At 73.4% G+C, this 12,852-nt stretch carries 9 protein-coding genes; 8 read left to right on the forward strand and 1 reads right to left on the reverse strand.

What is annotated here, in order from left to right:
• Positions 1 to 197: 197 nt before the first annotated feature.
• On the forward strand, positions 198 to 2,063 hold the full coding sequence (locus WMF20_RS26235; protein WP_437604694.1) for a DUF2169 family type VI secretion system accessory protein: 1,866 nt from the start codon (positions 198 to 200) through the stop codon (positions 2,061 to 2,063).
• A 27-nt stretch (positions 2,064 to 2,090) separates the two neighbouring features.
• Here the strand turns inward: WMF20_RS26235 and WMF20_RS26240 are convergent, their stop codons facing one another.
• The gene (locus tag WMF20_RS26240) at positions 2,091 to 3,974 is read right to left on the reverse strand and encodes a type VI secretion system Vgr family protein (RefSeq protein ID WP_437604695.1); all 1,884 of its coding nucleotides are present in this window, start codon (positions 3,972 to 3,974) and stop codon (positions 2,091 to 2,093) included.
• A 263-nt stretch (positions 3,975 to 4,237) separates the two neighbouring features.
• Here WMF20_RS26240 and WMF20_RS26245 point away from each other — a divergent pair, with 263 nt between their 5' ends.
• From WMF20_RS26245 to WMF20_RS26275, 7 genes are all read left to right on the forward strand, one after another.
• Positions 4,238 to 5,128 (forward strand): hypothetical protein, encoded by an 891-nt coding sequence (locus tag WMF20_RS26245; RefSeq protein WP_437604696.1) that lies wholly within the window; start codon positions 4,238 to 4,240, stop codon positions 5,126 to 5,128.
• 306 nt (positions 5,129 to 5,434) lie between these two features.
• Positions 5,435 to 6,517, forward strand: coding sequence for an ABC transporter ATP-binding protein (locus WMF20_RS26250; protein WP_437604697.1), 1,083 nt, complete (start codon positions 5,435 to 5,437; stop codon positions 6,515 to 6,517).
• Positions 6,514 to 7,239: an ABC transporter permease gene (locus tag WMF20_RS26255; protein WP_129576990.1), complete on the forward strand. Its 726-nt coding sequence runs from the start codon at positions 6,514 to 6,516 to the stop codon at positions 7,237 to 7,239. Before WMF20_RS26250 ends, WMF20_RS26255 begins: the two co-directional genes overlap by 4 nt.
• Positions 7,236 to 9,215 (forward strand): Gldg family protein, encoded by a 1,980-nt coding sequence (locus WMF20_RS26260; protein WP_437604698.1) that lies wholly within the window; start codon positions 7,236 to 7,238, stop codon positions 9,213 to 9,215. The genes WMF20_RS26255 and WMF20_RS26260 overlap by 4 nt, the downstream gene beginning before the upstream one ends.
• Positions 9,212 to 10,255, forward strand: coding sequence for a DUF4340 domain-containing protein (locus tag WMF20_RS26265; RefSeq protein ID WP_437604699.1), 1,044 nt, complete (start codon positions 9,212 to 9,214; stop codon positions 10,253 to 10,255). Before WMF20_RS26260 ends, WMF20_RS26265 begins: the two co-directional genes overlap by 4 nt.
• Before the next feature lie 146 nt (positions 10,256 to 10,401).
• Positions 10,402 to 11,046 (forward strand): hypothetical protein, encoded by a 645-nt coding sequence (locus WMF20_RS26270; protein ID WP_437604700.1) that lies wholly within the window; start codon positions 10,402 to 10,404, stop codon positions 11,044 to 11,046.
• A 4-nt stretch (positions 11,047 to 11,050) separates the two neighbouring features.
• Positions 11,051 to 12,847: a serine/threonine-protein kinase gene (locus tag WMF20_RS26275; RefSeq protein ID WP_437604701.1), complete on the forward strand. Its 1,797-nt coding sequence runs from the start codon at positions 11,051 to 11,053 to the stop codon at positions 12,845 to 12,847.
• The last annotated feature ends 5 nt before the right edge of the window (positions 12,848 to 12,852 follow it).

Consider the following 12,852-nt stretch of genomic DNA (forward strand, 5'->3'; position numbering starts at 1 on the left):
CGCGCCACCTCCTTCAATGACCGACCCGCGCGCGCGCCGCGGTGCCGCGCGCCGCGACGCCGCGCGGCGGAGCGGCGTCCCGCGCGTGGCCGCGGCGTGACGGCGCAGGTTCGCCCGGACGCCGTCCCGCGGCTCGGATATCCTGAGGGACATCGCTGGGATGCACGTCGCCCCGGAGCGCGCCTGATCCATCGCCGATGCACCTCGTCTGCCAAGGCCTGATACGCGCCAGCTCGCTGGAGTGGCGACCCAGACCCGACGCGTGGGTGCTCACCGTCGCGTGCCACGCGCTGTTCGAGCTCGCGCCGTTCGAGTCGCCGATGACGAGCGGCCCCGCGGCCCCGCTGGAGGGCGAAGCGGACGAGCGGCGCCTCGTCGAGCCGTGGGGCCCGGTCGCGCCGTTCAAGCGGTGGAGCGAGGTGCTCGTCGTCGGCCACGCGCACGCGCCCGAGGGCGGCGCGGTCACGTCGCTCATCGCGCGGCTCGCGGTGGGCGACATCGACAAGGCGATCGAGGTCCGCGGCGATGCGTGCTTCACGCACGATGGCTCGCTCGGCGAGCCCGCGCCCTTCACGCGCATGCCGCTCCGCTGGGAGCGCGCCGCGGGCGGTCCGCACACCTCGAACCCGGTCGGCGTGCCGACGGGCCCTGGAGCGCTCGCCGATCGGTGGGGGCGAGCGCGCGCGCCGAACCTCCTGACCGCGGCCTCGTCGACCGCGATCCGGCAAGGCCACCTCTGGCCCGCCGGCCTCGGCCCGCTCCGGCCGGAGTGGCCCGACCGCGCGCAGCGCCTGCGCCGGCACGCGGCGGGCTGGGATCACGCGCGCTGGGCCGAGCGGCCGCTGCCCGAGGGCATCGACACCGGGTACTTCAACGCCGCGCCGCTCGATCAGGTGACGAACGAGCTGACGGGCACGGAGCCGATCGTGCTCGAGCACCTGCACCCGCGCTTCCCGCGGCTCGCGACGCGCCTCCGCGCGCCGGCGCCGAGCGCGATCGCGGTGACGAACGGCGCCGAGCTGCGCGTGCCCCTCCGCTGCGACACGCTCGTCATCGACGCCGATCACGGCGTGGCGGCGCTCGTGTGGCGCGGGCAGCTCATGCTCGATCGCCCGCCGCGCGAGGGCGCCGTGCTCATCACCGAGGGCGAGCCCGCGCCGAGCCTCACGGGCACGATGACGGCCCCGCTCTCGTCGAGGCCGTCCGCGGTGCTCCCGTTCCTGCAGGGCGCCGCGCGGCTCGCCCCGGCGCCGCCGGCCGGAGCGGCGCCCGACGCGGCCGATCCGCGCTTCTCGACGGCGCCGCCGTCGTCGCCCCTGATCGAAGACGAGGACACGTCGCAGACGCTCGTGCCCGCCGTGGTGCTCCCGAGGCCCGCGCTCCCGTTTCACGCGCCCACGCCGGGGCCCTCCCGCGGCGCGCCGCCCGCGCGGCACGAGCTCGATCCGGACGACGGGCCGCCCACGCCGCCCGCGCCCCCCGCGTCGCTAGCGCTCTTGGCGCCGCTCCCCCCGCCGGCGCGGCTCGCCGCGGAGCCCGCGCCGACGGCGGCGCTCGCGCCCGCCGCGGAGGTCCCCGAGCAGCGCCCCGCGGTGGCTCCGGAGCTGGCGGAGGGGCCCGCGGAGCCGGCCTTGCCCGTCGACGCGTATCCCCTCGCCCGCTGCGCGGCGATCGCGGCGCGGCTCGCGGCGCGCCCCGGCGCGGAGGACGCGATCCTCGCGGCGGAGTCGCTCTCGCCGGACACGTGGGAGGCGCTGCACGCGCACTGGCTCGACGCGATCCGCGCCGAGGTGGGGCGCGGGAAGCGGCGGCTGCTCTCGTCGTACGACGCGGCGTACATCGCGGCGCTGGAGGCCGAGCGAGGCCCGATCACGGCGGGCGACTACGCCCGGCTCGCGATCGCGTCCGAGCGCGGGAACGACGCGCAGGCGCTCAAGGAGCTCGGCTTGCCCGAGGGCGTGCTGATCCGGCTCCGCCGCGTGTGGCTGGAGCGGGCCGTCAAGGATCCCGCGGCGGCCCAGGAGGTGCGCGCGGCGATGCGCGCGGCGGCCGAGGCCCCGTGACCCGGGGCGCCTCGTGACGGGGCGAGGTTAGTTGAGGTCGATCGGATCGCCGAAGACCTGCGTGTGGCCGCTCGACTGGATCGTGATGTCGGTCCCCGAGATCACGATCTTGCCCGACTTGTCCATCACGATGCTCGACTTGCCGCAGACGATCTCGATCCTGTCCCCGACCCGGGTCGCCTGCACGCTGCCGATCTCCACCGTCTCGTTGATGCCGACCGCGCGCGATCGGTTCATCCCGACCACCTCGCGCGCGTTGTTCATCACCAGCTTGGCGAAGTCGTTGCCGACGGTCTGATCCTCGTTGTTGCCGATCGCGCTCACGCGATCGTTGCCGATGGTGACCTGCTCGTCGCGCTTGACGAGCTTGTTCATGTCGCGCTCGGCCTGCACCCGGACGAGCTCCTTGCCCGCCGCGTCCTCGAACATGATCTCGTTGTAGCCGCCGGTCTCGGGCGACGAGCTGCTCTTCCAGCCGCTCTGCGTCTTGTTGTCGGGGAGCTTGTACGGCGTCTTCTGGAGGTTCGTGTACACCCGGCCCGTGATGATCGGCCGGTCGGGATCGGCGCCGAGGAAGTCGACGATCACCTCCTGGCCGATGCGCGGCAGGTTGGTGCCGCCGAAGCCGGCGCCGCCCCAGGGCTGGCTCACGTGGATCCAGCACGACGACGCGTCGTTCATGCGGCCCTCGCGATCCCAGTGGAACTGCACGCGCACGCGGCCGAACTCGTCGACGTGGATCTCCTGGCCGGGCGGGCCGACCACGGTGGCGCACTCGACCCCCTGCACGCGCGGCTTCCGCGTGCGGAGCGGCGGCCGGTACGGGACGTCCGCGGTCACGGCGCGGCACGCGTGCCGGAAGGCGCCCGGGACCTCGCCCGCGAGCGTCGACTCGAGGACGAGCAGCGGCTTGTCCGGCGCGAGCTCGGCCTTCGGGTGGTCGAGGAACGAGAGGACGGTGCCCGGCGCGGGATCGATCGTGTTGGTCTCGAACGTGATCTCGCGGGCCGAGGCGCGCTTCGCCTCGAGGCGCCGCTGCGCGAGCGCGGCCCCCTCGGACTCGTCCGCGCGGTACTTGCCCTTGTCGTCGGCGGCCGGCGTGCTCTCGCCCTTGTCGCTCTCGTACAGGAACGCCCCGGGCACGTAGTGGAAGCGCTCGAGCCGCTCCTCGACGCCGCCGGGGCCGGCGGCGCTCGCCACGAGGTCGTACGACGCCGGCCTCCGGGTGTCGTGGTCGCGGACCGTGTACTTGCCCGGCCGCAGCCGGCGGCCGACGCGCACCTCGGTGACGTGCTCGAGGTCGGCGTCGGTCGGGTGCTCGCGGAACGCGATCGGGCTGCGCCGCGGGTTGCCGTGGGGCCCGTCGTCGAGGACGAGCCGGCTCTCGCCGCCGTTCTCGAAATAGAAGCTCACCCCCGCGTCCTCGAGCATGCGGCAGAGGAACGTGTAGTCGCTCTCGCCGTACTGGACGCGGAACTTGCGCTTCCGGTACGTCCCGGTGAGGCGCAGCGCCGGGGAGATCTCCCACTCGTCGAGGAGCTTCAGCGCGATGTCGATCTCCGACAGGTGCTGGAAGATGCGGTGGTTGCGCCGCTGCGTGGCGAGCCACAGCGCGGGGACGAGCGTGAGCTCGTAGGTGGAGAGGTGGCGCTCCTCGACGGCGACCTGCCGGAGCTGGCTGCAGACGCCGGACCACGCGCGGGCCTGGTCGCGCTGCGCGGAGAACCGCATCGGCCGGCCGATGACGGCCTCGAAGTCGATGTCCGGGTTGTCCGACACGGCGACGATGCGCACCTCGAAGAGCGCCGACATCCGATCGATGGCCGTGAACTGGCGCACGTCGAGCGCGTCTCCGGAGGCGACGTGCACCTCTGCGCGGGCCTCGCCGCGCGCGCCCAGCGCGCCGGCCATGCCGTTTCCCTTCCCCTGATGAGCCGGGTTCGCACCGTCCATACATGCTCCCATGCCCGCTCCTCCCGCACGGGACGCGACGGGACCGACCGGCGGATGGTACCCGGCGAAGCGAGCGCGCCACAAGGCCGGCCCCGCGCCCCCACGGTGTCGATCCGGTGACACCGGATTCACCGGGCGAGAGCGCGCCCGGCGCTCGCTTTCTTCTTCACTCGCGGCACAGAGGTTCAGGTGCACCGCACTTTGCCGTAGGCTGGACTTCCATGGATCCACGCGGGAAGTCGCTCCCCCCGGCGCCGCTCGTCACGGACGAGGACATCCGGGCAGAGCTCCGGCGGCTGTTCGACGCCGGCCCCGACTCGGGGCTCGTCATCCGCGTCTACGGCGAGCCGGGCGAGGGGGCGGCGGCGGCGGACGCCTTCCGCGAGATGTTCGCGTCGCTGCGCATGTACGAGGGGAAGGCGCAGGATCAGCCCCTGGAGATCCTCGTCGACGCCCCGAGCAAGGCGCACATCGCCCGCGCGCTGTCGGTGCTCGGCCACGAGCAGCACCAGAAGCGGATCCTCGATCACATCCTCACCACGTTCGGCCGCCGCCTGATCGATCCGCTCGCCGAGATCCTCGACACGACCCCGACCGGCTCGGTGACGGCGCGCCTGACCGTCCTGCGCGACATCTTCCTCGCGCAGGTCGCGGATCTGCGGATGACGCCCGAGTCGCAGCAGATCCTCACGAGCGACCTGCGCAGGCTCCTCAGCGACGACTACCTGGCGATGATCGCGGAGAACGAGGAGCGCGTGCAGCGCCCGCGCGTGGCGAAGCTCGCCCAGCAGATCCTGCGGCTCGTCGGCTCGACGTTCCACCGGGCGCTCAAGCGCTGGCCCGCGCACGCCGAGCAGATCGCGTCGTCCATCGCGCGGCGGAGCCCGAAGAAGGTCCGGCTGAGCGAGGTGCCGAAGCTCATCCGCGGCCAGATCACCGACGGCATCGAGGAGTTCCTGTGGATCGAGACGAGCGCCGACATCGAGGGCGCGCTGCGCCCGATGCTCGCCGAGCACCAGGACGTGATGCCGGTGAAGCAGGCGACGCTCGACCGCTCCACCTACCGGGAGTTCGCGGACGCCTGCTGGGCGATCATCGCCGAGCATTGCTGACGCCGGGGCGAGGGCGCCGCCGGATCGCCGCCCGGCTCCCGTCTTCACCGGACCCGGACCTCCTCGCCGGACGCTGAGATCCGTCACGTCCTGGTCGCTCCGCTCACCGCGACCGCGGCGTGTCCAGGTCGATCTCCTCCCCGCGCGGGAGGTCGCGCGCCGGAGGGCGCCCCGCGCGCGCCGCGTCGGGAATGATTTCCGTCACCCGCTGTTGTAAGGGGCCGCTGGCGCCTGGACCGCCGCGCTTCGCGGCATCCGATTCGCCGGCGCGGAGAGCTTCTTCCCTGTGCGGAGGGGTGCACGGCCGTGATCGAAATCAGCGACCTATACAAGTACTATGGCGACCGGAAGGCCATCGGGCCCCTGTCGTTCTCGATCGAAGCGGGAGAGATCGTCGGCCTGCTCGGCCTGAACGGCGCCGGCAAGACGACGACGCTCCGGATCCTCGCCTGCGACCTCCTGCCATCCGCGGGCCGGGTCCTCGTGGACGGGCTGGATGTCGTCGACCACCCGCACGAGGTGCGGTCCCGCATCGGGTACCTCCCCGACCGGCCGCCGCTCTACGACGAGATGAGCGTGCGCGCCTTCCTCCACTTCGCGGCGCGCCTGCGCGGCGTCGACGCCGGCGCGGCCGACGGGCGCGTGGCCGAGGCGCTCGCGGTGACGCAGCTCGAGGACGTCGCCGCCGACCCGATCAGCGCGCTGTCGCACGGCTACAAGCAGCGCGTCGGCATCGCCCAGGCGATCGTGCACAAGCCGCGGCTGCTCGTCCTCGACGAGCCGATCAGCGGGCTCGATCCGGTGCAGATCGTCGAGATGCGCGCCCTGCTCCGGAGCCTGCGCGGCGAGCACACCATCCTGCTCTCCAGCCACATCCTCTCCGAGATCAGCGAGACCTGCGATCGCATCCTCGTCATCCGGGACGGCGAGATCGGCGCGCAGGGGACCGAGCAGGAGCTGTCGGCGAAGCTCCTCCACGGCGTCCGGGTCGAGCTCACGGTGCGCGGCCCCGCGGCCGAGGGCGCCGGCTACCGCGTGACGCGCGGCGAGGCGGCGAAGGCGATCGAGCTGGCGCGCGAGGTCGCGGGGGTCACGTCCGTCGAGCAGCTCCCCACGTCCGAGCCGGGGAGCGACGTCGTGAGCTTCGCGGTCGAGGCCGATCGCGACGTGCGGGCGGCGCTGTGCGCCGAGCTCGTGCAGGCGGGGATCGGCATCCTCGAGGTCAAGCGGAGCGAGCGCGAGCTCGAGTCGGTGTTCCTGCGGCTCGCGACGCGCGCGCCGCAGGCGGCGAAGGGGAAGCCCGCCGCGGCCGACGCGGCGCGGGCCGGCGGCCAGGCGAACGAGGCCCCTGCGAGCGAGCAGGCGGAGGAAGGCGAGGGGGAAGCATGAGAGGGACATTGCTCGTCGCGCGGCGGGAGCTGTCCGCGTACCTGAGGTCACCGCTCGGGTACGTCGTCGCCGCCGCGGCGTTGCTCATCGACGGCATCTACTTCCAGGTCGCGGCGCTCGGCTCGGGCGCGCGGCTGTCGGCCGAGGTGCTGCTCAAGTTCTTCGACGGCACGGCGTTCATCACCATGGTCGCGGCGCTCATCCTCTCGATGCGGCTCATCGCCGGCGAGCGCGAGAGCGGGACGCTCATCCTGCTCAAGACGGCGCCGGTGCGCGACGGCGAGATCATCGCCGGCAAGTTCCTCGCCGCGCTGGCGCTGGTCGGCCTGATGACCGCGATCACGATCTACATGCCGCTGCTCATCTTCGTGAACGGCAAGGTGTCCGTCGGGCACATCCTGGTCGGCTACGCCGGGGTGCTGCTGCTCGGCGCCGCGTCGCTCGCGATCGGGCTCTTCGCGTCGACGCTGGCGGCGAGCCAGGTCATCGCGGTCATCCTCGGGGCGGCGATCATCGGGACGCTCGGCTTCCTGTTCCTCGTCGCCCGCGTGACGGAGCCGCCGCTCAACGACTTCGTGAGCGCGCTGAACCTGTACCCGCTCAACCAGAAGCCGTTCCTGAACGGCGTGCTCCGGCTGGAGAACGTCCTGTACTACGTCGCGGTCGCGTACTTCTTCCTGCTCGCCGCGACCCACACCCTGAGGGCACGGAGGTGGCGGTGAAGGACCAGAACGCTCAGGCCGCCGAGGCCGAGAACAGCGGCAAGGACGCGAGCGCCGCGCCGGGCGCGCAGCACGAGGCGCCCCAGGCCGAGAGGCCGGCGCCCGCCGCGCCGCGCGAGGCGCCCGCGCTGCGCGCCGGGGGCTGGATGGTGCCGGCGTACGCGGGCGCGCTCCTCGCCATCTTCCTGGGCGAGCGCGTGGTGCCCACGATCGACGGGCTCCGCTACGCGCTGTCGGGGCTCGGGCTCCTGACGCTCGCGCTCGTCACCGCGCTGCGCTTCGCGACCGCCCTGCGCGAGACGGGCGAGCGCCGCGCCGTCGAGCGCGCGCTCGCGATCCTGTCGGCGCTCGGGCTCGTCGCGGTGGCGGCGTACTTCACGACGACCGACGCGGGGCGCAGCCTGCTCGGCGTCTCGCAGGCCGCGCCCGAGCTGCGCGCGCGCGTCGAGGCGGCCACGACGGTCGGCTGGATCGCGCTGCTCGTCATCGCGACGGTGCCGCTGTTCTTCGGCGAGGCGGCGCTCGCGCCGATGCGGCGCGCCGAGCGCATCGAGGGGCGGCGGGTGCGCGCCGCGACGCTCTCGGGCGTGACGCTCGCCTTCGCCGCGGTCTACTCGGCGCTGTTCGTCTACGCCGCGAGCCAGCTCGATCTCAAGGCGGACTTCTCGTACTACCGCACGGCCCGCCCCGGCGACTCGACGAAGCGCGTCGCCGAGAGCCTGACCGAGCCGCTCAAGATCACCGCCTTCTTCCCGCAGCTGAACGAGGTGGGCGCCGAGGTCGAGGGCTACCTGCGCGAGGTGAAGGCGGCGTCGCCGCAGATCACCGTGGAGATGCAGGATCGGCTGCTCGTCCCCGCGCTCGCCAAGGAGGCGAAGGTCACGCAGGACGGCGTGATCGTGCTCTCGCGCGACACCTCGCGCGAGACGCTCAACATCGGCGCCGACATCAAGGCCGCCGGCGCCAAGCTGAAGAGCCTCGACGCCGACTTCCAGAAGGCGCTGCTCAAGGTGATCCGCGCGCAGCGCACCGCGTACATGACCGTCGGCCACGGCGAGATGAACGAGTCGACGAACGCGGCCGAGGGGCGGACGGCCAAGAACCTCCGCAAGCTGCTCGAGTCCCAGAACTACGTCGTCAAGGATCTCGGGCTCGCGCAGGGGCTCGGCAGCGAGATCCCGAAGGACGCGGGCGTCGTCGTCGTGCTCGGCCCGCAGAAGGAGTTCCTGCCGGAGGAGGTCGCGACCGTGAAGCGGTACGCCGACGAGGGCGGGCACCTCCTGCTCGCGCTCGATCCGGAGGCCAAGGTCGACCTCGCGCCGCTCGCCGGCGCCGTGGGCCTCACGTGGAAGCCCGAGGTCCTGGCGAACGATCGGGTCTACGTGCGGCGGCGCTTCAACGAGTCGGACCAGGCGATGCTGGTCACGACGCGGTACTCCTCGCACGCCTCGGTCTCGACCTTGAGCCGGCACGCGCAGCAGGCGCCGACGATCTTCCCGGGCGCGGCGTCGCTCGACAAGGCCGACGGCGGCGACCTGAAGATCGACTTCGTCGTCCGCTCGCTGGGCGAGACGTTCGCCGACGCGAACGGCAACTTCAAGTTCGACGAGGGCGAGAAGCGGAGCGCCTACAACCTCGCCGCGGCGGTCTCGAAGGAGCTCGCGCCCGGCGGCGGCGACGGCAAGGACAAGAAGGAGCTGCGCGCGTTCGTCGTCGCCGACGCCGACGTGTTCAGCGACGCAGCGTTCAGGAACGAGCCCAACATCGTGCTCGCGCTCGACGCGTTCCGGTGGCTCGGCGGCGAGGAGAGCTTCGCCGGGGAGATCACGACGAACGAGGACGTCCGGATCGAGCACACGAAGGAGAAGGACCAGGTCTGGTTCTGGGCCACGATCCTCGTGGCGCCGGCGATGGTGCTGGGGCTCGGGCTCTTCATCACGCGCCGCGGGCGGCGCGCGAGCGGGAGGCGCGCATGAGGTTGGATCGCAGCTTTTTCGTGCACCTCGGCCTTCTTGTGGTCGCGGCGTTGTTCGCGGTCCTCGTCTGGACGCGCGACAAGACGGCGGCCGCGCTCTCGGCCGCGGACGTGACCGTCTGGGCCGGCCGGGCCGAGGACGTCGAGCGGATCACCTTCGAGGCCAAGTCGAAGACGGTCGTCCTCGAGGCGAAGAAGGACAAGGACGGCCGCTACTTCGTCGGCACGACCGAGCGCAAGGCGACGCCCCCGGCCGAGAAGCCGAAGGACGACGTCCACGGCCACGGCGACGAGGCGGAGGACGAGCCGCCCGCGGAGCAGGAGCCGACGGTGAAGACGACCAGCTTCGTGTCGGTGACCGCCGGCAACAAGCTCGCCGAGGCGATCGCGCCGCTGAAGGCGCTGCGCTCCGTCGGCCGCATCGGGGACGACCGCGCCAGCGAGTTCGGCCTGGCCGAGCCGGAGGGCACGCTCACCGTCAAGCTGCGCGGCGGAGAGCGCAAGCTGGTCGTCGGCGGCCCGACGCCCGGCGGCGCGGACCGCTACGCGCGCGACGAGGCCACCGGCGAGGTGTACGCGATCAAGGGCGACATCTACCGCGATCTCGACACCGCGGAGTCGCGGCTCATGGAGCGGGAGCTGCACGAGTGGAAGGACGTCGACGTCGCCCAGGCGCGCGTGATCGTCGGCGACAAGCGCCGCGAGCTCACGCGCAGCGGCGATGAGGGCAAGAAGTTCTGGGCCGATCCGGCGAGCCCCGAGCAGAAGGACGAGACCGTCGGCAACTGGATGAGCAAGCTCGACCGCCTGCGTCCCACCGAGTACGTGGCCGCGCTCCCGGAGCAGAAGGAGGTCGTGGTGCGGGTCGAGTACGCCGGCCGCTCGGGCGACATCGGCTTCGCCGAGCTCGTGAAGGGGCCCCCCGGGGCGAGCGGCAAGCCCGACTACTTCCTGGTCACGGAGCGCACCCGCCTCTACGGCAAGGTGCCGGTGGGCGTCGCCGAGCAGGTCGAGCAGGACGTCGGCGCCGTCGTCAAGTAGCCCCTGCACCCCGCGAGCGCGCCGGAGCAGCCGCCCGGCGCGCTCGCCGTTCCATGCGGCCCCGGCCGCGCCCCGCGGCGCAAGCCGCCCCCGGGGATCGCTCTTTACTTGCCGTCCCGGGGCCGGTCCTGCAACGCTCGTCCGCAATGTTCTTCCGACGATGGCCCACCCTGGCGCTGAGCGCTGCGGCGGCGCTCGCCGCGGCGTGCAGCTCGCCGCCTCCACCGCAACCCGTAACGCCGGAGCCGCCCGTGACCGCGGCGCCTCCGCCTCCGCCCCCGCCTGCCCCGAAGCCATGCAAGGCCCTCGACGAGCAGTGCCAGGCCGAGGAGTCGACCCGGGCGAAGATCGCCGGGAGCTCGCTCGTGCTCACGCCCGTGAAGGGCTGGACCTACGCCCAGGGAGAGAGCGCCACGGTCGCGCAGGCCGCGGACGAAGGCCCCGCCCTGGCGACGGCGCAGGTCGACACGGGCGAGGGCAAGCAGGCGGCCGAGAAGCGCGACGCCGCGCTCGACACGCTGGCGCACGAGATCAACGTCACCTTGCCCAAGAAGAAGGTGAACTGGAAGAAGCCCGACGACGTCAAGGAGATCGCCGGAAGGAAGATCGGCCTGTGGCAGAAGGAGGGCGCCGCGCGCGGGACCAAGAAGGGCCCGCTGCTGATCTTCGCCGACACCGGCAAGGACGGCGAGATCGTGATCGGGCTCGGGTTCGTGCCGGACGACGACAGCTCCGGCGCCGACGCGACCATCCTGCAGTCGATCGAGTCGATCGCGGTCGCGGAGGAGTGATCTCGTGACGGCACCGAACGTCGCGCCGGGCAGCGTCGTCGCGGGGAGGTTCTCCGTCCGCTCGCTCCTCGGCTACGGGGGCGCGACGGCCACCTTCCGCGCGGTGACGGCGCAGGCGCGCGACGTCGCCCTCAAGCTGTACTCGCCGATCGTCGGCCAGCGGCCGGACGCGATGCAGCACCTGCAGCGGTACGTCGCCGAGACGAATCGGCTGCCGCACGAGCTCGTCGCGCACATCCTCGAGGCCGGCTACGACCCGGCGACGGCCGCGCCCTTCACGGTGACGGACATGATCCACGTCCCGTCGCTCGCGGAGCTCGCGCTGCGCCGGCCGCTGAGCTTCGAGGAGGTCGGCTCGATGCTCCGCTCGCTCGCGGCGGTGCTCGACGCGGCGCACGCGCGCGAGGTGCCCCACCACGGCCTCAAGCCGACGAACCTGTTCCTCGACCCGAGCGCTCCGGGCAGCGTGAAGGTCACCGACTTCGGGCCGTCCCTCGCGCGGAGCATGGTGCCGACGTCGGAGGGCTACGTCCTCGCCGCCCCGTGGCTCGCGCCCGAGCAGCTGCAGCCGGGCGCCCCCGCGGGCCCCGCCGCGGACATCTTCTCCGCGGCGCTGGTCGCCTTCTTCGCGCTCACCGGCCGCTCGTACTGGCGCTCCTGCCAGGGTCAGGTCGACGTGCCGGCCTGGCAGCGCGAGATCATGGCGCCGCGCCCCTCCGCGTCGGCGCGCGCGGCGGAGCTCGGCGTTCCGGTGAGCCCCGTGCTGGACGCCGCCTTCGCGCGCGCGCTGGCGCACGATCCGCGCGAGCGTTTCCGCTCCGCGAGCGAGCTCGCGGCCATGCTCAGCGGCTTCTCGGCCGCGGCGATCGAGGTCGGCTCGACGCTCGCCCTGTCCCCCTCGGTGAACGAGCCGCCGGCCCACGCCGGCATCGCCGCGAACGCGCCCGTCCCGCCGGCGCACGCCGTCGCCGCGGCGGGCGCGCCCGCGCCGATGCCGGCGCCCGACGCGACGCAGCTGGCCGCCTCGCCGTTCGCGCCCGCGCCGCCCCCCACGCCGTTCTCCCCCGGGCCGCCGCCCTCACCGTATTCGCCCGCGCCGACGCCATCGCCGGCCGCGTCGTCGTCGCCGCAGCCTCCGGCCGACGCGAGCCTCGCGCAGGCGCCGCCGCCTCCGGCCCAGGGCGCCCCCGCCGCGCCTCCGAAGAGCCCCATGGCGATGATGACCGCGGTCACCGCGCCGCGGTCGCCCTGGGGCAAGGCGGCGTCGCTGACGGTGGGCGTCGTCGCGGTGCTGCTCGTCGGGGGCACCGCCGCCGCGTGGTACGTCATGGATCGCCGGGAAGAGCCGCAGCCGAGCCCGAGCGCGTCGGCCACGGCGTCCGCCGTGGTCCCCGCGCCGACGGCCGAGCCCACGCCGACCGCGCCGGCCGCGACCGCGCCGCCGGCCGACGCCGGCGCCCCGGCCGACGCGCCCCCGATCGACGCCGGCGCCCCGGCCGACGCGGGCGCCCCGGCCGACCCGCTCGTGAAGATCTCCTGCAAGCCCGTCGCGTGCGAGGAGATCACGATCGACGGCAAGACGACCCAGGCCCCGGAGGTCGAGCTCGGGCTCAAGCCGGGCGTGCACAAGGTGAGCGTCAGGCGCACCGGTTACATCGCGCGCAGCACGAGCGTCGTCGTCAAGGCCGGCACGCCGCTCGTGCAGGAGTTCCAGCTCACCGAGATCCCGCCGGCGCCGGCGCAGCCCGCGGGGCAGGCCACGAACAAGCCGTGCGGTAAGTTCCTCAAGCGCTGCAAGTAGCCGCG

The sequence above is a fragment of the Sorangium sp. So ce834 genome (genome assembly GCF_051521425.1).
Classification (GTDB): Bacteria; Myxococcota_A; Polyangia; order Polyangiales; family Polyangiaceae; genus Sorangium; species Sorangium cellulosum_D.